This is a genomic window from Nitrosomonas sp. (assembly GCF_040240425.1).
In the GTDB taxonomy this organism is placed as follows: Bacteria; Pseudomonadota; Gammaproteobacteria; order Burkholderiales; family Nitrosomonadaceae; genus Nitrosomonas.
Genome location: NZ_QPHG01000020.1, coordinates 1 through 21709, shown reverse-complemented (window position 1 = coordinate 21709; position 21709 = coordinate 1). Strand labels below are relative to the sequence as shown.

The 21709-nt window shown below is 44.8% G+C and carries 20 protein-coding genes, 2 pseudogenes and 1 other annotated feature; of the genes and pseudogenes, 11 read left to right on the top strand and 11 right to left on the bottom strand.

Annotated elements, in window-relative coordinates; genetic code table 11:
• Positions 1–255: 255 nt before the first annotated feature.
• The gene (locus tag DU481_RS09240; protein ID WP_110342079.1) at positions 256–606 is read left to right on the top strand and encodes a KfrB domain-containing protein; all 351 of its coding nucleotides are present in this window, start codon (positions 256–258) and stop codon (positions 604–606) included.
• Between the two features lie 140 nt (positions 607–746).
• Here the strand turns inward: DU481_RS09240 and DU481_RS09235 are convergent, their stop codons facing one another.
• From DU481_RS09235 to DU481_RS09200, 8 genes are all read right to left on the bottom strand, one after another.
• Positions 747–1043, bottom strand: a complete 297-nt coding sequence (locus DU481_RS09235) for a ribbon-helix-helix domain-containing protein (protein ID WP_110342081.1) — start codon at positions 1041–1043, stop codon at positions 747–749.
• Positions 1036–1710, bottom strand: a complete 675-nt coding sequence (locus tag DU481_RS09230; RefSeq protein WP_110342083.1) for an AAA family ATPase — start codon at positions 1708–1710, stop codon at positions 1036–1038. The genes DU481_RS09235 and DU481_RS09230 overlap by 8 nt, the downstream gene beginning before the upstream one ends.
• A gap of 1157 nt (positions 1711–2867) precedes the next feature.
• On the bottom strand, positions 2868–3176 hold the full coding sequence (locus tag DU481_RS09225; protein ID WP_110342085.1) for a type II toxin-antitoxin system RelE/ParE family toxin: 309 nt from the start codon (positions 3174–3176) through the stop codon (positions 2868–2870).
• Complete coding sequence (locus DU481_RS09220; RefSeq protein ID WP_219999593.1) at positions 3176–3472, bottom strand: type II toxin-antitoxin system Phd/YefM family antitoxin; 297 nt, start codon at positions 3470–3472, stop codon at positions 3176–3178. Before DU481_RS09220 ends, DU481_RS09225 begins: the two co-directional genes overlap by 1 nt.
• A gap of 149 nt (positions 3473–3621) precedes the next feature.
• The gene (locus DU481_RS09215) at positions 3622–4101 is read right to left on the bottom strand and encodes a hypothetical protein (protein ID WP_110342089.1); all 480 of its coding nucleotides are present in this window, start codon (positions 4099–4101) and stop codon (positions 3622–3624) included.
• A 52-nt stretch (positions 4102–4153) separates the two neighbouring features.
• Entirely contained in the window at positions 4154–4603 is a 450-nt protein-coding gene (gene traM, locus DU481_RS09210; RefSeq protein WP_350133971.1) for a conjugal transfer transcriptional regulator TraM, read from the bottom strand.
• Positions 4600–5331, bottom strand: coding sequence for a nucleotide-binding protein (locus tag DU481_RS09205; protein WP_350133969.1), 732 nt, complete (start codon positions 5329–5331; stop codon positions 4600–4602). The genes traM and DU481_RS09205 overlap by 4 nt, the downstream gene beginning before the upstream one ends.
• A gap of 78 nt (positions 5332–5409) precedes the next feature.
• Entirely contained in the window at positions 5410–5796 is a 387-nt protein-coding gene (locus tag DU481_RS09200) for a TraK family protein (protein WP_110342095.1), read from the bottom strand.
• 451 nt (positions 5797–6247) lie between these two features.
• Between DU481_RS09200 and traJ the strand changes: the two genes are divergently transcribed.
• The 6 genes from traJ to darG all read left to right on the top strand — a co-directional run bounded on the left by traJ (position 6248) and on the right by darG (position 12551).
• On the top strand, positions 6248–6616 hold the full coding sequence (traJ, locus tag DU481_RS09195) for a conjugal transfer transcriptional regulator TraJ (protein WP_350133967.1): 369 nt from the start codon (positions 6248–6250) through the stop codon (positions 6614–6616).
• A 28-nt stretch (positions 6617–6644) separates the two neighbouring features.
• Entirely contained in the window at positions 6645–8303 is a 1659-nt protein-coding gene (gene traI / locus DU481_RS09190) for a TraI/MobA(P) family conjugative relaxase (RefSeq protein ID WP_350133965.1), read from the top strand.
• The gene (locus DU481_RS09185) at positions 8300–10189 is read left to right on the top strand and encodes a type IV secretory system conjugative DNA transfer family protein (RefSeq protein WP_350133963.1); all 1890 of its coding nucleotides are present in this window, start codon (positions 8300–8302) and stop codon (positions 10187–10189) included. Before traI ends, DU481_RS09185 begins: the two co-directional genes overlap by 4 nt.
• Positions 10186–10728, top strand: coding sequence for a conjugative transfer signal peptidase TraF (gene traF / locus DU481_RS09180; RefSeq protein ID WP_350133961.1), 543 nt, complete (start codon positions 10186–10188; stop codon positions 10726–10728). Before DU481_RS09185 ends, traF begins: the two co-directional genes overlap by 4 nt.
• 108 nt (positions 10729–10836) lie before the next feature.
• Positions 10837–11481 carry a type II toxin-antitoxin system toxin DNA ADP-ribosyl transferase DarT gene (darT, locus tag DU481_RS09175; protein WP_350133959.1) on the top strand — a complete coding sequence of 215 codons (645 nt, stop codon included), beginning with the start codon at positions 10837–10839 and terminating at the stop codon, positions 11479–11481.
• Positions 11481–12551, top strand: coding sequence for a type II toxin-antitoxin system antitoxin DNA ADP-ribosyl glycohydrolase DarG (darG, locus tag DU481_RS09170; protein WP_107803746.1), 1071 nt, complete (start codon positions 11481–11483; stop codon positions 12549–12551). Before darT ends, darG begins: the two co-directional genes overlap by 1 nt.
• Before the next feature lie 303 nt (positions 12552–12854).
• On the opposite strand, the pseudogene DU481_RS09165 reads toward darG, so the two are convergent.
• Both DU481_RS09165 and DU481_RS09160 read right to left on the bottom strand, forming a co-directional pair.
• A pseudogene (locus DU481_RS09165) lies at positions 12855–13034 on the bottom strand (transposase); the annotation flags it as partial.
• Between the two features lie 35 nt (positions 13035–13069).
• A complete protein-coding gene (locus DU481_RS09160) occupies positions 13070–13648 on the bottom strand; it encodes a DNA-binding protein (protein WP_107803745.1) in 579 nt (192 codons plus the stop codon).
• Between the two features lie 112 nt (positions 13649–13760).
• Here DU481_RS09160 and DU481_RS09155 point away from each other — a divergent pair, with 112 nt between their 5' ends.
• The 4 genes from DU481_RS09155 (at position 13761) to DU481_RS09140 (ending at position 20576) form a co-directional block, all read left to right on the top strand.
• Complete coding sequence (locus DU481_RS09155) at positions 13761–13982, top strand: hypothetical protein (RefSeq protein ID WP_350133956.1); 222 nt, start codon at positions 13761–13763, stop codon at positions 13980–13982.
• A 48-nt stretch (positions 13983–14030) separates the two neighbouring features.
• Positions 14031–15545 carry an IS91 family transposase gene (locus DU481_RS09150; RefSeq protein ID WP_350133954.1) on the top strand — a complete coding sequence of 505 codons (1515 nt, stop codon included), beginning with the start codon at positions 14031–14033 and terminating at the stop codon, positions 15543–15545.
• A 708-nt stretch (positions 15546–16253) separates the two neighbouring features.
• A complete protein-coding gene (locus tag DU481_RS09145) occupies positions 16254–17423 on the top strand; it encodes an efflux RND transporter periplasmic adaptor subunit (protein WP_097103896.1) in 1170 nt (389 codons plus the stop codon).
• A 24-nt stretch (positions 17424–17447) separates the two neighbouring features.
• Positions 17448–20576 (top strand): efflux RND transporter permease subunit, encoded by a 3129-nt coding sequence (locus tag DU481_RS09140; protein WP_107804568.1) that lies wholly within the window; start codon positions 17448–17450, stop codon positions 20574–20576.
• Positions 20577–20628: 52 nt separating this feature from the next.
• On the opposite strand, the pseudogene DU481_RS09135 reads toward DU481_RS09140, so the two are convergent.
• Positions 20629–21548: pseudogene (locus DU481_RS09135) on the bottom strand (IS3 family transposase); the annotation flags it as partial.
• Positions 21154–21270, bottom strand: a sequence feature (AL1L pseudoknot). (Overlaps the previous pseudogene by 117 nt.)
• Positions 21549–21709: the final 161 nt, after the last annotated feature.

Below are 21709 nucleotides of genomic sequence, written 5' to 3'. Positions count from 1 at the left end.
ACATCAAAGAAATAAAAGCTTCATTCAACTACTTTAAGGCACATCTAAGACGATATAACAATAATACATAAGGTATTGCATCAACTTATATTTTAATAACCTGAAATCAAACTTAAATCAATTTCATTTCATTTGAACCTAAATACTATTTATTGTAAAAAACAAACTAAAAAAATTAACTCCAAGAAAAAAACAGAAAACAAAACTTTGAGTAATTGACTTAATCGCGTTTGATAATTAAAGATATTAGCAACTATGAAGAAACGTTTACTTGTAATGAACGGACAAAAATTAGTTCAAAACGATTTTACTGGCGAGTGGAAAACAGAGAAAGTAAGCAAAGCTGAGGGCATCAAACCTGGCCTATATAACTTATACAACGCTGTTAATGCAGACCAATCAAAAGACAATATTGGAGAAGTAATCCATATCGACAAAAAAGAAAATGTGCTTTATCAAAAGAATGGATCTCAATATATTAAGCATGATTTAAGCTGTTTCGACCAAATCCCCGAAACAGGCCACATGATGAATATTAAGTACGAAAACAACAAAACAAGTACAACTGAAGTTTCTAATAAACTTATTCAAAAAATCAAATTATAACCGATGATTTAAGGATAAAAATGTTACAAAGAAAAAGTATACAAGTACCTTTTATCATCCATTACGACAGTAATTTTATTGCACTCTTCTCTAATGATTAATTATTACGTTTTAACGTACAAATACTTGTACGTTAAAAGTTATAGATAATCATTTATATCCTTTCCTCGCTTTTCTAAAACCAATTTAATACCTTCGTCAATTAATGCAGTAAGACTAGAATTTTCATGGATAGCTAATAATTTCAGTTCCTTTTTTAGAATCTCGCTCTTTGGGTACCAAGGAACATTACTAACCACCCTACTCTTTGTTTTTACTTTTGGTCCTGTTTCATTGGGAATGCTACTTATTTTTTTTTCGTTTGTACGTACATGTGTTTGTACGTTCATATCTTCAGCGAGAGAAGCAAGAGCATTTATTCTTTTTTTATTAACCATTTTCAGAAACTCCTTTTTCTAAATCTATTAAAAGAGGATTTATAGCAATCTTTTTCTCTAGCCATTTAAACAAAACCTTTATTTCTTCTGCAGCCTTACTTTTAGGATCATACTCAAGAACCGAAAGACTACATATTGCAGCGTCCTTATACACCTTTAGATTCGTAGTTTGTTGCTCAGGACTACCAAAACCAAGTCCCGATAATATAATTCGAGTTTCTTTTGCTTCTTGTCCTCTTGCTTGAGCTTTCGTGATAATAAAAGCACCATTTTTCCCTAATCGTCTAATTACAGATGCAGTGGTACGTTGAGCAGGTACATCAAAACCACCAGAACCACAAGGTATAAGACAAAAATCAGAACGTGAAATCGCATCATTCACAAGAGGAGTATCAGCGCCTTGAGTATCAATAAAAACTCTATCTACCCCCTTTTCTTCTGCTAATTCTAGTAATTTAAAAAGCATATTTTGATCTGATGCTTCCATAACAAGTGGATTATTCTGATCCTCTCGTTTTTGAAACCATTCAAGGGCTGTTTTTTGTCCGGCATCCGCATCAATTAACAATGTGATTTTATTAGCCATTGCACTTGCAACTGCTAAATTTGTAGCAAGAGTTGTTTTTCCTGCCCCCCCTTTCTGCGTGGCTATAGTAATGATTTTCATGAAGCCCTTAAACGTTGTTGTATATTAACGCACAAATGTACCAATATTAAAATACATTTATATTATAACGTTAATATATCACAACGTATGTACGTTAATTGAATTTTCACAAAATATTTAACGTGAATACGTATTAATGTATTAACATGTGTACGCATGTATATTTGTACGTTCATACTAGAATCTTTGTAAGATATCCTGATCTAGTACGCAAATGAGCCATATTTTATGAGGCCCAGATAACGTCAATACATAATAACGTACAATCGTACAATCGTACAATCGTACATATACGGTGATACCTTTATATAGTTACGTTAATATATCATAACATTTGTACGTTAAATGAATTTTCACGTAATGTCTAACGTTAATACGTATTGATGTATTAACATATATACGTATGTATAGTTGTACGTTAATACTAGAATCTTTATAAGATGTCCTGATTGAGAACGCAAAAGAATCATGTTTTTATGAGGTCAATATAACGTCAGGACGTAATAACGTACATTCGTACATACAAGATGAAACTTTTGTATAGTTGCTTTAATATATCACGTACGTTTGTACGTACAATGGATTTTTCTCTAATAGTTTACGTTAAAATATATGTACGTATGTATAGTAGTACGTTAAATATTAATATAATTTAGGGTTTTAGTCTCTTACAAGTTAAATGATGTCAAGAAAATATGTCTCCAGAAAATCCTGGGGGATTAAGTAAATGATTTAAAAAATGGTAAATGCTGTTATTTTTTAACAGGTTGCGACAGCTGCTCGACCATTACGCGTTAGATAGTATCGGTAGGTTTTAGCGACACGTTTGAGGTATCGAGAGAGCTATCCGACGGAAACATAAAGAAGATAATTTTTCAGATCGGAACGACGAAGACCGCAAATATTGTATTCCGGTCGTTGGATAGCGAGTAATAAAGCATGTTCCCGAACAACAGAAAGGGCTAGGATCCTGGCTAATTCCGTCAAAAATCGACCGATATTTTTATTTTGTAGTGTAGATAACAAATAAACTGTCCCGATTATCTTTAGCGTAAGGAGGGTTGTATAAGCCCTATAGAAAAATAAACGTAGAGAAATCGGCACAACGCAGTCGCAGAAAGGAATTTGTTGATTAATATAGGGGTAGTTATTACATATTAAAACGCCTCTCGCACAGTAAGGTGGTTAAATGGCACCATGCGTTTGTGCAATACGCCGAATACAACCAATTGTTGCTCATACACAACGTAGTAAATGACATGACTTGAGCAGGGAAAACTTAATACGTTCGGTCCAACATCTGGCCTTGATTTACCGAGAGAAGGTGTTTCAGCCAGCAATCGAATCGTTTGCTGAAGTTCTGATAAATATTTTTGCGACTGCGCTTTGCTCCATTGTCTGATCGTAAAACGGCGTATTTCAATAAGGTCGGTCTGAGCATCTGGGGTTAAACGAAAACCAGGCATTAGTCGTACTGATCAGTTTCTAATGTACCAAAAAAAGAATCGCCATCAACGATGTTGCCCGCCTTGATATCCATTTGGGCTTGGACGGCTCTCGATTGCAAAAATCGAAGCTTGAGCGCCTCAATGCTTTCGTATTCATCCATCGAGATGACTACAGCAACTGGTTTCCCGTTTTTGTTAATTTGAATTGGGGCACGCTGCGCTTTTAACAGCATGTCGCCAAATTGAGTTTTTGCTTCATTGGCAGAAAGTGCATCCATTATTGTGACCTTATTAATATCGTTCGAATCGTTCATTATAATCGAATCGTGCCAATTAGGTCAAAATCTAGTCTCTTCCAATATGAAATTAGTCTGAAGGGGTTTGCGCATTTCCAAGGAAAAAATAGTCAAAACAAATTGGTCATTATGTGAGGCATGGTGATCGACATGGATGAGTAATCGTTTTATATGAGTACCAGCTTCTTTTTGCCTTGTAATCGATCTAGCCAGAACAATGCAGCTTGTCCCCGATTTCTGGTGCTCAAGGTCAGCATGCCGTCCTTTCTTACGGTGATGTCTGTCTTCATACAACGTCCGCGTAAGTAATCGGATGAAAATCGTAATTCTCCGCTGACAAAGCGTAGGCACTCGAACAAATCGCTTACTGTAAATTCGTCGCCATCGACCAAATCTTGATCTGATAAGCCCCGTGGTCGAGCATCTGCAAAAGACAAAACAGCCAGAGCGAAAATGAGTCCAAAAGACGCCCATTCAGCGATATCGGCGGATTCTTCCTCGTCAGCGACTCCCAACATCAGATCAATCTGGAGGAAGATATTTTCCCCGTCAGTACAGGTTTGAATAAGTGGTTTGCCGATTCTGAATTCGACCAGCGAGGCTGATTCCAGGAGTTGGTAACCGGCGCTGCGGTCATGATGCTTCATGATATTTCTTCAGCTTGCGATAGGGTAGAGTAGCTTCTTCTGGTGTTACCTTTTATTTTGTTAGAAAAATAGTCAAAATAATTCCAGCAGAAATTAAAGTAATAAATGAAGCAATAATATTCAATATTGCAGTTTGTCTTGAAGTTGTCATTGTTTTGCAGGCTTCATTGAATTCAGTTTGCAAATCAGCTTTCCAGCGCTCAATAATAATATGGGATTGTTCTTCCATCACTCGCGCAATTTCATTTTTGCTTGTCGTTATTGTTGTATTGAGAATTCGGTCAGAATGGTTTTTAGCTTGAAGTGATAATTCAGAAACAGTCACTTCAAGTTCACTTCGGAAATTATCCAACAATTCCTGCTGTGCAGCCTTGCTATCCGAAATGAGGCGATCATTCATGGTATGCAATATCATGATGGGATCATCTTTTGATACGGCTATGCCATGTACGGAAGCAATCTCCTGAATGGCTTCATCAATCTTTTCATCGATCGTACTCATGCTAATACGGCTTGTGCCCCTTCTAATTGCTCAAAGAGTTGGCTTTTAACTATTTTAAGCCGTTGGCGCATCATAATTGTTAATTCTGGTTTATCTATCGCATCATCAAAAGTCAGTTTAGCTTGTAACATTTCACTTAAATCACGACCGAAAGTTTCAGCCTTATAGTCTGGTATTTTGATAATAGCTGATACGCGACTTTTGTTATCCAAGTAAACTTTCATTGATTCGAAACTCTTTCCATTGGATTCTATCTTTCCCCAGAAAGGGTTAATCCACACGACAAAAGTAATATCACTCGAGAACTGTTTAATCATTAAGTCAAACCCATTTAATGTATCTGATAGTGCCTGACCGCCAGTAATTACGGTATGCACGATCAACTCATGTCCCATTTCTTTAAGCAGGGCAGGTATGTGGTTACTAATTAAATAATGGGATAAGGCCACGAAGGTGCTGGCGCCGTTATCAATCACTACATCTGATTTACTTTTGGAGATTAATTCAACCAAATTATCAAATTTACGAGGATCAATTTCATCACCTTCCATTAAATCCAGTTTTTTAACATTTAATTTCTTAAACCCAAGGAAAGTGGCATTCACCGGATCGGTATCAATACAAAGCGTATCTTTTTTCTTGGCGTAACAATGTTGTGCAATGATTGATGCGATGAAAGATTTACCAACGCCTCCCTTGCCTTGCAATACCATATGTATTTTAGCCATTATGAATAATCCTTTGAGTTAAATTATGGAGAAATAATACTTCTGACATCATTGGATGAATCTAAAACAATTTTATAGTCATCCAACAAGATCATCTAAATTGGATTCATTATTCCATTCAAAACCTTCCGCTTTACCTGCATCCTTCGCTAATTTCTGTGTTTCTTTTGCTTCAGTTTTTGGTTCTAGTTCATTTTCTTTACTTATTTTTTTACCACTTCCTTTTCTTTTAAAAGCCGTGTATTCGGTGTGTTTTTTAACCAGCCTCAAGAACACTTGATAGCTAATTAAAATCTTTTTTTCTTCATGCAATAACTGCCAGATATCCTTAACCGACCACCCAGTATTGATTGCTGAATTTATTTCATCGCGCAAAACAAAGAAAATCGCAAGATTTCGTTTTGCATGTTGAGAATCACTATGCGCTAACTTTTCAGCAAGACGCGCAGAAATATCCTTTTTCATAGCACTTATAGAGCCCAGTACAGTATTAGTAATAATTATTGACTATAAGTTGTATTGAATGAACACACAAGCATTACCATTCAATCAAGAGCATTAAGAAGTAACTCTGAAGTAATTAAGAGTAATTACTAACATACATACTATACGCGTAATTCGTTAAAATAGACTACACTTAAATAAGTTACAACAATAATGTTATACTCAATCAAGGACAATTACTACAAAATAGGGCAGGATATGTGATGTTAGCTAACAAGTAAACTTGTCATCCAACATCACAAGCTCTTATTCGCACGGTGTGCTCAACGATAATCCTGCTCTGCGAGGCAAGGGTAAAAGCAGAAGCAAAAGCAGACGCAAAGCAAATTCAAAGTCCGAAGTAGAGGCAACACCCAATAAATGAAATAAGAAACACAAAAGCAATCGAGAAAACGAAGAACCAACCAAAGCAATGAGTGAGACAAACCCAAAGAATAAAAGAAAATACAAACTCCATCTCAGGGTTCCAGTTGAACCGGAAGAAGGAAAAATCATCAGGGAGCAAGCCGAAAAATGCGGCCTGAGTATTTCAGAATATTTAAAAAAACTAGGCTTAGGTTATGAGCCAACCAGCATCATGGATAACCAAAAAGTAAATGAACTGGCAAAAATAAACGGTGATCTAGGCAGGCTAGGGGGGCTTTTAAAATTATGGTTAAGCGATGATCGGCGTGCAGCCCATTTTGACAAGAAAACAATTAATGGTCTGTTAAAAGACATTGAAGAAACCCGCACACAAATGACGGGCATCATGATGAAAATCATCAATTCAAAAAAATAAAAACCTAAGAGAACTCGATTAAATAATCATGATAGCCAAACACATCCCAATCAATTCAGTTAAGAAAAGCAACTTTGCCGGACTGGTGAATTATATTGTTGACCCACAAAACAAGACTGAGCGCATCGGCTTAATCCGAGCAGTTAATTGTTACTCGGATCGTCCGGATTGTGTGGTTGCAGAAGTGCTTAATACGCAGCAGATGAATCAACGCGCGACTTCTGACAAAACCTATCACCTGGTGGTTAGTTTTCGTGATGATGAACTATCCGAAGCTACTTTGCAGCAAATAGAGGACCAACTCTGTGATGGCCTAGGCTTTGGTGAACACCAACGACTCAGTGTGGTGCATCATGACACTGATCATCTGCATATGCATATTGCGATCAACAAAATTCATCCAGAAAGGCTTACGATCCATAACCCCCATTATGACTATAAAGTCATTGGTGAGCTCTGTGAAAAGTTGGAGCAAGAGTACGGATTAACACCGGATAATCACGAAACAATCAAACGCGGTGCGCAGGGTAGGGCGTCCAATATTGAGTTCAAGGCTGGATCGGAGAGTCTTATAGGTTGGATGCAGCAAGAATGCCTGGCGCAGATTCAAGCTGCGACAAGCTGGACTGAATTACACCAAGTATTAAAGGATCATGGCCTCGAATTGCGTGAGCGCGGTAATGGTTTTGTATTTGTTTCCGGTAATGGGATTGGTGTTAAAGCCAGTTCTATTGACAGAGCCTTATCAAAGGCCAATTTGGTTAAGAGGCTCGGTGATTATGTCGGGGTTGATGACGATACAACAACAAAAAAACAATATTCAAAGCAATATGAACCCAGGCCACTTCGTAACAAAATTGATACATCAAAACTATATGCGCAATACACAAAAGAGCAGAATGAGGCGGCAATACAGGGAAAAAACCAATGGAATAAACTGCGTGATAAAAAGAATCAGGCCATAGAAGCAGTCAAAACCAAAGCCAAGTTAAAACGACTACTGATCAAAAATGTTACTGCGGGTAGGCTGTCCAAAAAAATAATGGCTGCGTCTGTTTATAGTGAATTGAAAACAAGGATCGACGCGATTAATAAAGATTTTAAGGAAGGATATCAAGCCTCAAAAGCAAGGCATAAAAGAATGGACTGGTTGAGTTGGCTGGTGAAGGAATCCCGGCAGGGAAATCAGGAAGCACTGGACATATTGCGAGCCAGAAAAGATTATAGCGCGCAGACAAATAATGTCTCTGGTACACAGACTAATGACGATTCTCTAAAGAATAAGGATTTTATAGAGACGATTACTAGAACGGGCACGATTATTTGTAATATCGGATCAATCGCCATTCGTGATGGCGGCAATCGGTTGGTCATTATGGCTGGTGCGGCCAAAGATAAAATATCAGGAATATTACAAGAGGCTAAGATTAAGTACGGTAAGAAATTGACTATCAATGGGTCGGATGATTTCCGTGAAAAAGTTGTTCAAGTCGCTGTAGATACAAATCTTGATGTTACATTTGATGATGAAGCATTAGAACAACGCCGATTAGATTTAATCAATAACAGAACGGGTCAAGGATTAGAGGGTCGCGATGCGAATGGTTTAGATAAGCAAGAGAATCCATTGCAGCAGAAAGTGTCCAGAATCAGTATCAAATCACCTCGAAAAGGACGATCAAAATGAACCATTCAAACCAAAATTCGGGAAATCCTATAATAAAGAACGAAGGATTGGTTAAAACCAGGCTTACTCAGATTATGGCGATTTTCTTTATGTTGGGTGGGGTTCAGGTTGCAACGCAATATTTTGCCTATAGATTCCAATATCAACCGCAGCTTGGTGTTCACTTTAACCAGTTATACCCGCCTTGGTCGATTTTTGAGTGGGCTAATAAATGGTATGGCCAGCATCCGGATATTATTGAGCTATCCGGAAGTATGGGTGTTTTATTTGCAGGAGCGGGGCTGATTCTGACACTGATTGTAAAAATGGTTGCGGATAATTCATCGCGTCCGAACTCAAGTTTACATGGGTCAGCGCGCTGGGCGGATGAAATAGACATCCAAGCGGCAAGGCTGCTTCCTTTAAGACAATCCTTCTTCAAAAGATTAACCTCGAAAAAGATTCCACAAAATGATTATGTATATGTAGGTGCCTGGCAGGATAAAAAAGGCAAAACCCATTACCTTAAACATAACGGCCTCGAACATGTTTTATGTTATGCGCCGACTCGGTCGGGTAAAGGTGTTGGTTTGGTTATTCCAACCTTGCTTTCATGGGGGCATAGTGCGGTTATTACTGATCTGAAAGGCGAACTATGGTCTGTAACAGCCGGTTGGCGGAAGGTTCATGCCGGTAATAAAGTCATTCGCTTTGATCCTGCCTCACCCAAAGGGAGTGCTTGTTGGAATCCGTTGGATGAAATCAGGATGCATGATGGGCTTGAAGTCGGTGATGTGCAAAATCTCGCTACTTTAATTGTTGATCCAGATGGGAAGGGGCTAAGAGACCACTGGCAGAAAACCAGTCAGGCGCTTCTTGTTGGTGTGATTTTGCATGTTTTATATAAATCAGGAAATGAAGGTGCTGAAGGGACTGAGGCCACATTGCCGCTTGTTGATTCAATGCTATCCGATCCTGAACGGGATATTGGTGAACTATGGATGGAAATGGCTACCTATCCGCATGTTAATGGAGCAAACCATCCGGTGGTAGGCGCCTCCGCACGAGATATGCTGGATCGTCCCTCTGAGGAAGCAGGGTCAGTTTTATCTACAGCTAAATCATATCTATCCTTATACCGTGATCCACTGGTTGCAAAGAATATTAGCCGCTCGGATTTTGCAATTCGTGATTTGATGCACAACGCTAACCCTGTGAGTTTATACATTGTGACACAGCCTAACGATAAGACTCGTTTGCGGCCACTGGTGCGCATCATGATGAATATGATTGTGCGGACACTGGCAGACAGGCTTGATTTTAAGGATGGTCAGCCGGTTGCGAACTATAAGCACCGGCTTTTGTTGATGCTCGATGAATTTCCCAGTCTGGGTAAACTGGAAATCTTTCAGGAGTCCTTGGCGTTTATTGCTGGCTACGGTATTAAAGCCTATTTGATCTGCCAAGATATCAACCAACTTAAAAGCCGCGAGACGGGATACGGCCACGATGAGGCGATCACGTCCAATTGTCATATTCAAAATGCCTTTCCACCCAACCGGATTGAAACCGCCGAGCATTTATCCAAGCTGACCGGACAAACCACGGTCATCAAGGAGCAGATTACGACCAGTGGTAGGCGGGTAGGGGTGATGCACGGCAACGTGACGCGAACCATGCAGGAAACACAGCGTCCTTTACTAACACCTGACGAGTGTTTACGCATGACTTCACCAGAAAAAGATGCTGAAGGCAAGATTACCAAGCCAGGTGACATGATTATTTATGTGGCGGGTTATCCTGCTATATATGGCAAGCAGCCTTTGTACTTTCAAGATTCTGTGTTTTCTGCGCGGGCTGCTGTTCCTGCACCGGCTTACAGCGACAAAATAATCCAATCATCATGAGAAAAATACGCAATATTCTGGCAGGCATTGTTTTGTCTGTCAGTGCCGGTATATTTCTATTGAGTATTGTTTTTCGACTCACGGGTATTTATTACAATAATACGCCGAGTTTTCCGGTGGGGTTTTACAAGATTGTTGATGAACCAGTAGGGAAGGGCGCATACGTTTCTTTCTGCCCACCACAAGGCGAAGTTTTTGATATGGCTGTGGCACGACATTACATTAGTAGGGGTAATTGTCCGGGCGGTTATGGCATGTTGCTGAAACGTGTTTTTGCTCAGGGAGGGGATACTGCTTCTATTAATGAGGCAGGCATTACTGTAAATGCTGGCTTACTGCCTAACAGTGCCCAGTTAAAAACAGATATTGATGGTTCTGTATTGCCGCAATATCGTTTGGGGGAGAAGATGCTGGGTGATTCTGAATATCTGCTTATGTCTGATGTGAATCCGAATTCTTTTGATGCGCGGTATTTTGGACTGATTGCGGGTTTGCAGATTCAACATGTTGTTGAGCCGTTTTTTACTTGGGGTTATTAAGTGGGGTTCTTCTGCAATACCCATATAAAGGGTACTGTCCTAGCGTATATTTACGGATGAAGATGCACAGTACCCTAAGTTAAGGTAAAACGAGCGAATGTTTTTATCATGATTTACACGAATCTTAATCCAGAAAAAGCGCTGATCTGGCGCATCGTCCATCGCGACAATCTGCCTTGGATTCTGGATAATGGGCTGCATTGTGCGAGCTCGCCAACGCAGGCATCCGCCTACGTAGCAATTGGGAATACAGACCTTATCTCTCGGCGTACACACCGAGAAGTTCCAATTGAGCCTGGCGGCACTTTGGCAGACTACGTACCATTTTATTTCACGCCGTTTTCGCCTATGATGTACAACATATACACGGGGCGAGGCGAGGTGCCTAAGCGTAGTAATGAAGAAATCTGTATATTGGTCTCCAGCTTGTCGCGTGTGAACGTCATGGGATTGCGTTTTGTATTTACTGATCGTCATGCGTATTCTGCTTTGGCAAGATATTTTAATGATACGGCACTGTTGAACGAGATCGACTGGACATTGCTGCAGGCAAGAAATTTTAAGCGAAACCCGGATGACCCGGCACAGATCGAGCGTTATCAAGCAGAAGCGCTGGTTTATGGGCATCTGCCTACTGCGGCGTTGCTGGGTGTCGTTTGTTATACGGAGGCAGTAAAATTAATGCTTGAGAGTCAAGTGCAGGCCAGAGGTTTAACGCTGGATATTAAAGCCATACCGGGGTGGTATTTCTGATGATTACGTTTACACAAGGCAACCTTCTTGAAGCCCGTGCCGAGGCGCTGGTGAACACGGTCAACACCGTTGGGGTAATGGGCAAAGGCATCGCGTTGATGTTCAAGGAGCGCTTTGCCGATAACATGCGCCTTTATGCTATCGCATGCAAAGCCAAGCAAGTGCAGACCGGCAAGATGTTTGTCACCGAGGTACATGAACTCGACGGTCCGCGCTGGATCGTGAATTTCCCCACCAAGCAGCATTGGAAAGCGCCTTCACAGATGGCATGGGTGGAGGAAGGCTTGCAGGATTTGCGCCGTTTTCTTATCGAAAAGCAGGTTAAATCTATTGCCATCCCACCTTTGGGCGCAGGGAACGGCGGCTTGGAATGGACTGAGGTACGCGAACAAATTGAGATCGCTCTGGGTGACTTGCCAAATATCGAGATTGTGGTGTTCGAGCCCACCCAGCAGTATCAGAACGTAGCCAAATGCGCTGGAGTGGGGAGGCTAACACCGGCTCGCGCGCTGATTGCTGAACTAGTGCGCCGCTACTGGATACTTGGCATGGAGTGCAGTCTGCTGGAGATTCAGAAATTGGCGTGGTTTCTGGAGCGTGCCATTGAGCAGTTTTCTCCTGAGGACAATCCGCTCAAGCTGCAATTTGTTGCACACAAGTACGGGCCTTATGCCAATAAGCTCGATCATCTTCTCAACAATCTGGATGGCAGTTATCTGCATTGCGATAAGCGTATCAGTGACGCTGGGCCGCTGGATATAATTTGGTTCGACGATGAGCACAAGGCTTTGGTGCAAACTTATATCAAGACCGAGGCCAAGGCTTATGAGCAAGCGCTGGAATACACCGCCGCCTTGATCGACGGCTTTGAGTCTCCTTTCGGCATGGAGCTTCTGGCTACTGTCGATTGGTTGCTGAGTAAAGAAGGCGTACAACCTACGGTTCAGGCTGTACGCGAAGGGTTACGGCAATGGCCTGCGGGTGCCACCGAGCGTAAGACTCGTTTGTTTGATGATAGGGCAATTGGCATTGCGTTGGATCGCCTGACTGCACATATTATTTTGGACTGATTTACGGTTTGCAGATTCAACATGTTATTGAACCGTTTTTTACGTGGGTTGATTAAATTGTTGAGGGAATAGTGAGGAGAAAATAAATTCTTTGCGTGCAAAATTACATGAATCTGGCTACTAGGAGTCTGTCGGACTTAGCGAATAGACACCATATCAATCCCACCGGATTCATGTAAAATGCCATTTAATGAAATTAAAAAACCACTTTAATCACTATTTATCATTCAATATGCCAGTAATTATCCATTCGAGCGATCGAAACAATGCCTATCCGACAGACTCCTAGGGTCTGTTGACATTTCACATAGGTAGCCACAGATATCCACAAGCCATGACTACCATACTCTTAAAATTTCTTTTCAATTTGTCATATCGTGTTGCCACTGCGCGATACTGCTTTAATCGCGCAAAAGCGTTTTCTACCAAATGCCGATATTTATACAAGCCCCAATCCATGCCTGCATTACCTTTCAATGAATTGCAAGGAACGAGCATTAAGTGCAGGTACTGTGGGCTTATCCCACCTTGTTCTGTTTGGCCTTGGTTTTGGCTATTGTAATAAGCTCGGTCTGTAGTTTCTTATAATCAGCTCGCATGCGATCCAGTTCGTTATCACGGTCTGAAAGGCGCGTTTCGAGAGCAGTCTTTTGAGTGGCCAGTTCTGAAATCTGAGTCATAGCGGTGGAAAGGCGCTTTCCGGTTTCTGCAGTGATATTTTGGCTTTGTTCTAATTCTTTTTCCAGGCGCGTAATTTCTCCCACATATTCTGATAACTCAATCTTGGCTTTATCTATACCTTCCACTGCTTCCTTCCGGATGCGGTCAATTTCATCGCTCGCCAGGCTGGACGCAGCGTCCCAAATAACAGTAACAGCTTTGTGCATGGCGGTTTTAACCGTTTCTGGCATCTCAATTGCTGGTGCAGTTTTTAAGGCTTGTTCCGCCTTCCAATTCTTGACCATTGCGCCTACGGTGGAAAAGGAACCTCCTGTCATCGCAGTGATAGCGTTTACAGTGACGTTTTTACCGGATTCCATGAGTTCATCACATGCATCGGTTACAGCATCTTGCGTCACTTTCGCTTTACGTTCCATAGGATCACCTGATTGAATATAATAGTAGATAGTAGTAGCAGATGTTGATTAACACCCCATTTCAAAGCGAATCTCCAGCCGCTGGAATTGTGGCTGAAAAGATTCGGAAACATTGGGTAGAACGCCAAACACGGCATCCGCCACAGCTTTCACGAGATTTTTGCAGGATTTGTCGCTGTCCCACGGCAAAAACGGCAACATTCTGAACGCCCAAGTCATGCAACTGATGGGTAACATCAAAACCATGCAGCGCATGGCCTGCGCCCATGACACCAACAACCAGCTGTTTTTCCATCGAGGCGACCAACATCTGGCGAAATCACTCAAGGCCTAGCCCGAGAAGTCGATACTTTGAGAACGAAAACATTCGTTCTCAAAGATCATGTCGACGGCCACACCCCGCGCCCAATTCCACCAAAAGAACCTGCGCCAACCAGCTCAACACGCAGCGGTTGAAAATCAGCTCCACTATGAACGGCACCGACCGGAAGAAACCACTCTGTATCGGTTGGTGCAAGAGCACATCGGAACTTTCTTTGCACAGGTTGAGACGGAAACCGGTTCAGGGTTACCTGACTTTGTTAAAGACGAATTTGAGGCATTTCTTGAATGTGGCATTCTGGCCCATGGGTTCTTACGCCTGCGTTGTGCCAACTGCGCCCATGAGAAACTGGTAGCCTTTTCCTGCAAGCGGCGTGGATTTTGTCCCTCGTGCGGTGGGCGGCGCATGGCGCAGACGGCTGCTCACCTGGTTGATCACATCATTCCCCGAGTGCCGGTGCGCCAATGGGTGCTCTCACTGCCGATCCCGCTACGCTACCTGTTAGCCGCTCATCCGCGCTTAATCACACCGGTATTGCAGGTGATTCACCGTGCCATCTCTACTTCTCTGATCAAACAGGCCGGATTGAAACGATCCGAAGCACAGACCGGTGCGATTACGCTTATTCAACGTTTCGGTTCGGCGGCTAATCTCAATATTCATCTGCATTGCCTAGTGCTTGACGGCGTTTACCGCATCCAAAATGGTGTGGCGGAATTCCACAGCGCACGGTCACCGACGACTGAGCAGTTGCAAAGACTGCTTAGCCAGATCATCCAGCGCATCATGAAAGCATTGACCCGTAACGGCGCGCTTATTGAGGAAGAGGGGATGAGCTACTTAGCTGAAATGGAAACGGACGCGGCGCTGAGTCCACTGCAATCGGCGGCCTGCACCTACCGGATAGCACTCGGTCGCCGGGCAGGGCAGAAGGTGCTGACGTTAAAAACCATTTCCACACAAAATACGCAACCACAGGAAAACAAAAAATACTGTGTCAATGCACATGGCTTTAGCCTGCATGCCGGGGTGCGTTGCGCCATGAATCAGCGTAAGGAATTGGAACATCTGTGCCGTTACATCACGCGACCGGCGATTGCTAATGAACGACTGACACGCAATAAAGATGGGCAAATAGTGTTAAAGCTGAAGACACCTTATCGGGATGGCACGACCCACATCATCATGTCGCCACTGGAATTCATGCAACGGCTGGCTGCGCTGGTTCCCCGGCCAAGGCTCAACCTCATTCGTTTCCATGGCGTGCTTGCGCCGAACGCCAAACTGCGCGCTGAGATTATTCCTGGCAGCAAGAAAAACAAAAGTAATGCATCCGATACGAATGACGATGTGCCGCCTTCCCCGGCTTCCGTGCGCATCAGTTGGGCACGTTTGCTCAAGCGGGTGTTTGAGATCGACATTGAGCGCTGCCCGCATTGTGGCGGGAATATGAAAATCATCGCCGCCCTCTTGGAGAAAGCCACAATCACTAAAATTCTTGACCATCTTGGTTTGCCTGTCCGGGCGCCGCCTAGAGCACCTGCACAAATCTTTGATCCTTTCGAGCCAACCTGATCCCGTGCTCGCTCCTTTCAATCCTCTTCATCACTGGGCTGACCTTTACCCCTGGGCGTCTTTCGCCTGAAGCGCCAAAACGCGGCAAAATCTTTGAATTTTTGTGCTAACTGAACCGGAATACAGTAATTTTTCAATCGATTATCACCGTGTTTGACAATTGAGCCAGCTTTCAGTACATTCAAAACTTATGGAAAAGGTGGTTTAGAAAAGGTGGTTTATTTTTCCTATACCCAATCCGTCTAGCTTTATATATAGTTCTGCTATAGAATTTCTATCTCGTTGTAATTTATTAAAGGGAATTCAGATATCAATACTTACACAGTTGACCTGGAGCAAATAATTTTTTTCATTGACAAGATGGCAAAGCCGCTAGAAGATGGTGGTGTCTACTTCAGACCATCCCTAGATCAGGTAGCGCCAGATTTCTTGCCTGCAACCATTACGGCTTGAAGCCATCTGTTAGATCAAGTTCAAGTCGGGATAATTTAGTCTTTCTCCGATGCATTCTTTCTCGGAAATCCTCTACTAGGAATATTTGAGACCTCTGCCTAACTGGTTTTTTGGATAATTTGTCATTTTTAAACGATTGATTTTAAAAATTACCGCATGAGCAAAAAACCTTAATGACATAGGTATGCAGAGGTTTCATTTAGAATGATTGAGTCTTACGACCCTCCCCGCCAGAAATTTTTCATGATTTAACATATGTACAGCTCAACCCCACGCCAACGGTGCGCATTTACAATTCTTATTGCGCTCTCGGCAATCTTCCTCATCGGATGCAATACCGGATCCAACACTCCAGTCGAATCACCACCGCTCGATGTTGCGGTTGCGAACGTACTGGTGCGTTCAGTGCAAACTTGGGATGAATTTAATGGCCGTGTCCATGCAATCCCGACTGTAGAATTGCGTCCTCGCGTGAGTGGTTACATCAATCGTGTTGCCTATAAAGAGGATAGCGAGGTCAAACCTGGCGACCTTCTCTTCGTCATTGATCCTCGGCCGTACCGCAATGCACTCCATAGTGCGCAGGCGCAGCTCGAACGTGCCCGGTCGACCGCGAATCTTGCGCAAATCAAGACTGAGCACGCGCAGGCGCTGTTCGAAACACGGGCCATGTCACGCGAAGATTTCCACGGTAGACAAACGGAGTTGAACCAAACGGCTGCCGAGATTCGTGCGGCTGAAGCTGCTGTAGCCACCGCCAAGCTCAACCTCGATTTCACCGAGGTTCGAGCGCCAATCGCAGGCCGCGTGGGGCGAGCATACCTAACCGTCGGCAATCTTGCCCAGGCTGACCAATCAATTCTGACAACCTTGGTCTCGCAGGATCCCATGTATGTATACTTCGATTGCGATGAGCATAGCTTCCTGCGCTACAAGGAATTCGCTCGCAGGAACGATCGCGGGAACAATGCATATCTGGTCCGCATCCGTCTGGCTAATGAGGAAGGCTTCCCGCACCATGGGACTGTAGATTTCTTCGACAATCAGGTTAATCCCACAACGGGCACAATTCGTGCTCGCGCTGTCGTCTCCAATACCGACCGTTTCCTGACACCGGGGCTTTTCGCCCGTGTACAGCTGCAAGGCGATGAGTTACTTGCACTTTTGATAGACACCAAGGCCATTCTGACCGACCAGCATCACAAATATATTTATGTGCTAGGAGAAGGAAACAAGGCACTACGCAAAAATATCACATTGGGTCGTCAAATCGATGACCTATACATCGTGCAGTCCGGCCTCGACAAGACAGACATGGTCATTGTCACCGGCGCACAGAAGATCATTCGTGAAGGAATGATTGTAAGGCCTGAGTATGTCGCTATGGAAGCACGAGAGGCTATCTCCCCCCTTCCGGTTCAATAAGAGCCGCGGAATAAGAGCGCGATCATGGATTTTTCCAAGTTCTTCATCGACCGCCCCATATTTGCAATTGTTCTTTCGATCGTTATTTTCGCGGGGGGACTTATCGCCATTCCGCTCCTACCCGCGGGCGAGTACCCAGAGGTGGTGCCGCCTAGTGTCGTTGTGCGAGCAATATACCCCGGCGCCAATCCCAAAGAAATGGCGGATTCAATCGCCGTTCCGTTGGAAGAAGCGATCAACGCCGTCGAAGGCATCATGTACATGAAGTCCGTTGCGGGTTCCGACGGAAGCCTGCAAGTGACAGTCACCTTCACCCCTGGCATCGATCCCGATACCGCAACTGTCCGTGTACAGAATCGCGTCGCCCAGGCCCTGTCGCGTCTGCCCCCCGATGTGCGTCTGTACGGCGTAACCACGCAGAAGCAATCCCCCACTCCGCTCATGTTTGTGAGTCTGACTTCACCAGACAATCGCTACGATGGGGTCTATCTACGCAACTACCTGACCCTGAATATCAAGGATCAGCTCTCGCGCCTGCAGGGTGTTGGCAACGTCGGATTGTACGGAGAAGGCGACTATGCAATGCGCTTGTGGCTGAACCCGGGCAAGCTTGCCACACGCGGGCTTACAGCCAGTGATGTGATCAATGCCGTTCGAGAGCAGAACGTCCAGGTATCCGCGGGTCAGCTGGGCGCGCAACCGTCACCCAAGAGTACGGATTTCCTCGTTCCGATAAATGTGCGCGGGCGGCTTCGCAGCGAACAGGAATTCAGCGATATCGTGCTGAAAAGCGGCGACCATGGCCAACTGGTTCGCTTATCCGACGTGGGACGCGTTGAGCTCGGATCCGGGGATTATACGCTGCACGCCATGATTGATGGAAAGAACGGCGCCAGCGCGGGCATTTTCCTCACTCCCAACGCAAACTCCCTGGCAGTAGCCAGAGCGGTCTACGCCAAGTTTGAAGAACTTTCAGCAAACTTCCCTGCGGGCGTGACGTATCGAATAGTGTGGGACCCTACCGTATTTGTCCGGGAATCCATCCGGGCGGTGGGTCAAACCCTGATCGAAGCGGTTTTCCTGGTCGTGCTGGTGGTCATCCTGTTTCTGCAGACCTGGCGTGCATCCATCATTCCTCTGATCGCGGTACCGGTCTCGATTGTCGGTACCTTCGCTTGGCTGTACCTTCTCGGATATTCCATCAATACGCTAACATTGTTTGGACTGGTGTTGGCAGTCGGCATTGTCGTCGACGATGCCATCGTCGTCGTCGAGAACGTCGAGCGCTACATCGAGGAAGGCCTGGATCCTCTTGCAGCAGCCCACCAGGCCATGAAGGAAGTCTCCGGCCCCATTATTGCCATAGCCCTGGTGCTTTGCGCCGTGTTTGTGCCCATGGCGTTCCTAAGCGGTGTCACCGGCGAATTCTACAAGCAATTTGCTATCACCATCGCCATATCCACCATCATTTCCACAATCAATTCACTGACATTGTCGCCGGCCCTGGCGGCAAAACTGCTCAAAAGACATGATGCTCCGAAGGATGCGCTGACACGGTTGCTCGAGCGTATGTTGGGGTGGCTGTTCCATCCGTTCAACCGGCTATTTCTTCGCAGCTCCCATAAATATCATAATACCGTGGCTCGCACGCTGGGCCGTCGTGGCATAGCGTTCACCGTCTATGCAGGGCTATTGCTCTCGACCGCAATACTGTTCCATATCGTACCGACCGGCTTTATTCCCAACCAGGATAAACTCTACCTTTTCGCGGGAGCCAAATTGCCGGAGGGCGCTTCGCTTGCCCGAACTAATGCTGTCACACATCAACTGAACAAAATTGCCAGCACTATCGAAGGCGTAGACATAACCGAAAGCTATGTGGGCTTGAATGCCTTGCAATCCGTCAATACTCCCAATCAGGTCACCTCCTATATCATCCTCAAACCTTTCGATCAGCGCCAGCGTTCTGCGGAATCCATCACCGCCGAACTGAATGCCAAGCTTGTGGAGGTCAAGGACGGGCAGGCTTATGCATTACTGCCCCCGCCTATTCAAGGACTGGGTAATGGGTCGGGCTATTCTCTTTATTTAGTTGATCGCGCCGGCTTGGGATATGGAGCTTTACAAGAGGCATTAACGACTTTCCAAAACGCAATCGCCCAAACGCCAGGCATGACCTTTCCTGTCAGCTCATATCAAGCCAATATCCCGCAACTCGAGGTCAATATAGATCGAGTTAAAGTATTAGCCCAAGGAGTATTATTGTCAGATCTATTTAATACCCTGCAGATTTATCTAGGTTCTATCTATATTAACGATTTCAACTTATTCGGTCGGGTCTATCGAGTGTTGGCTCAGGCGGACTCAGTTTTTCGCCAGAAGACCGAAGACATCAGCAATCTGTACACGCGCAACGTTCAAGGGGAAATGGTTCCGCTAGGGTCGATGGTGACGATTCAACCTTCATTTGGCCCGGATCCAGTCATCCGCTACAACGGCTATCCCGCCGCTGACCTTATCGGCGATGCTGATCCGCGCGTACTTTCCTCGGGGCAGGTCATCACCAAGCTCTCGAGCGTTGCCGCAGAGGTGTTGCCCCGCGGCATTACGCTGGAGTGGACCGATCTTAGCTACCAACAGGTAACGCAGGGCAACGCGGCGGTCATCGTATTCCCATTATCGATTATGCTGGTCTTTCTGGTGCTAGCCGCCCTCTACGAAAGCTGGACATTACCTTTGGCGGTCATCCTTATCGTGCCGGTATGTATGTGCGCTGCGCTTTTCGGTATTTGGCTCACTGGCGGCGAGAACAATATATTCGTTCAGGTGGGACTGGTCGTGCTGATGGGCCTGGCATGCAAGAATGCCATCCTGATCGTTGAGTTCGCACGGGAGTTGGAGATCCAGGGCAAGAGTACTGTCGAAGCCGCACTGGAAGCCTGCCGTCTTCGACTTCGACCGATCATAATGACCTCAATCGCTTTCATCGCGGGATCTGTTCCCTTAGTGCTCAGCTACGGTGCAGGCAGTGAGGTGCGCTACGCAACAGGTATAACCGTTTTTTCCGGGATGATCGGCGTGACGCTATTCGGATTGTTCCTTACCCCTGTCTTCTATGTCGCTTTGCGCAAGCTGGCTCGTCTCAAACCTTAGGGGCGAATTAGCCTCAGATCAATATCCAAAACTTCCGCACATCATGTGAAACCGACTTTCTATCACTGTGATGAATCAATCCTGAGGTTCCCCGCCGTGCCCATAGCGCCTGTTCCAATGCATCCAGTATCAGTTCCGTTCGCAATGAACGACTCACTCGCCAGCCAACAATATACCGGGCAAAAACATCGGTGATAAAAGCCACATAAACAAATCCTGTCCATGTCGCTACAAATGTAATATCCGCCACCCACAATTGATTGGGCCGGGCAGCTACAAATTGCCGGTTAACCTTGTCCGTTGGCCGGTCAAGCAAATCGTCCGAAATGGTTGTCCAACACTTTTTGCCGCGTCGAACACCTTGTATTCCAAGCTTCTTCATTAACCGCTCGACCGTACAACGAGCAACACCAATACCTTCTCGCAGCAACTGCCGCCATACTTTGCGAGCACCATAAACTCGGAAATTGTCTTTCCATACCCGCTGTATATCAAGTTCTAGTCTCATATCCCGCTTGATGCGGTCAGGCAATCGATCGGGATCTCGCGCGCGCGCTTTGTGTTCGTAGTAGCTCGACGGGGCAATCCAGATTTCATTGCAGATTGGCTCGACCCCGTATTCCGCTTTGTTGCTATCGACAAATGTCACCATCATTTCGGTCGGCGGTCGAGCTCCGCCTGCGCGAAATAGGCCGATGCCTTACGTAATATCTCGTTAGCTCGCTTTAATTCCCGATTCTCCTGTTCCAATTCCTTGAGCCGCTCACGATCCGCAGTCGACAGGCCGCCTCGAATTCCCTGATCAATCTCTGTTCGTCTTACCCAGGTGCGCAACGTCTCCGCTGTACAGCCAATCTTTGATGCGATCGACTTGATCGCCGCCCATTGCGATTCATGCTCCTTTTGTTGCTCGAATACCAATCTTACTGCTCGTTCTCGTACTTCCGGTGAATAACTGATTTGGTTTTTCATCTCTTCCTCCTCTCAAACCATTTTATCTCCGGAAATACCGGGACGATTCTGACACGCAATAAAGATGGGCAAATAGTGTTAAAGCTGAAGACACCTTATCGGGATGGCACGACCCACATCATCATGTCGCCACTGGAATTCATGCAACGGCTGGCTGCGCT

Coding starts and splice junctions, on each gene's coding strand:
- DU481_RS09240 (WP_110342079.1), top strand. CDS start 256: ATGAAGAAACGTTTACTTGTAATGAACGGACAAAAATTAGTTCAAAAC.
- DU481_RS09235 (WP_110342081.1), bottom strand. CDS start 1,043: ATGGTTAATAAAAAAAGAATAAATGCTCTTGCTTCTCTCGCTGAAGAT.
- DU481_RS09230 (WP_110342083.1), bottom strand. CDS start 1,710: ATGAAAATCATTACTATAGCCACGCAGAAAGGGGGGGCAGGAAAAACA.
- DU481_RS09225 (WP_110342085.1), bottom strand. CDS start 3,176: ATGCCTGGTTTTCGTTTAACCCCAGATGCTCAGACCGACCTTATTGAA.
- DU481_RS09220 (WP_219999593.1), bottom strand. CDS start 3,472: ATGAACGATTCGAACGATATTAATAAGGTCACAATAATGGATGCACTT.
- DU481_RS09215 (WP_110342089.1), bottom strand. CDS start 4,101: ATGAAGCATCATGACCGCAGCGCCGGTTACCAACTCCTGGAATCAGCC.
- traM (WP_350133971.1), bottom strand. CDS start 4,603: ATGAGTACGATCGATGAAAAGATTGATGAAGCCATTCAGGAGATTGCT.
- DU481_RS09205 (WP_350133969.1), bottom strand. CDS start 5,331: ATGGCTAAAATACATATGGTATTGCAAGGCAAGGGAGGCGTTGGTAAA.
- DU481_RS09200 (WP_110342095.1), bottom strand. CDS start 5,796: ATGAAAAAGGATATTTCTGCGCGTCTTGCTGAAAAGTTAGCGCATAGT.
- traJ (WP_350133967.1), top strand. CDS start 6,248: ATGAGTGAGACAAACCCAAAGAATAAAAGAAAATACAAACTCCATCTC.
- traI (WP_350133965.1), top strand. CDS start 6,645: ATGATAGCCAAACACATCCCAATCAATTCAGTTAAGAAAAGCAACTTT.
- DU481_RS09185 (WP_350133963.1), top strand. CDS start 8,300: ATGAACCATTCAAACCAAAATTCGGGAAATCCTATAATAAAGAACGAA.
- traF (WP_350133961.1), top strand. CDS start 10,186: ATGAGAAAAATACGCAATATTCTGGCAGGCATTGTTTTGTCTGTCAGT.
- darT (WP_350133959.1), top strand. CDS start 10,837: ATGATTTACACGAATCTTAATCCAGAAAAAGCGCTGATCTGGCGCATC.
- darG (WP_107803746.1), top strand. CDS start 11,481: ATGATTACGTTTACACAAGGCAACCTTCTTGAAGCCCGTGCCGAGGCG.
- DU481_RS09160 (WP_107803745.1), bottom strand. CDS start 13,648: ATGGAACGTAAAGCGAAAGTGACGCAAGATGCTGTAACCGATGCATGT.
- DU481_RS09150 (WP_350133954.1), top strand. CDS start 14,031: ATGTCGACGGCCACACCCCGCGCCCAATTCCACCAAAAGAACCTGCGC.
- DU481_RS09145 (WP_097103896.1), top strand. CDS start 16,254: ATGTACAGCTCAACCCCACGCCAACGGTGCGCATTTACAATTCTTATT.
- DU481_RS09140 (WP_107804568.1), top strand. CDS start 17,448: ATGGATTTTTCCAAGTTCTTCATCGACCGCCCCATATTTGCAATTGTT.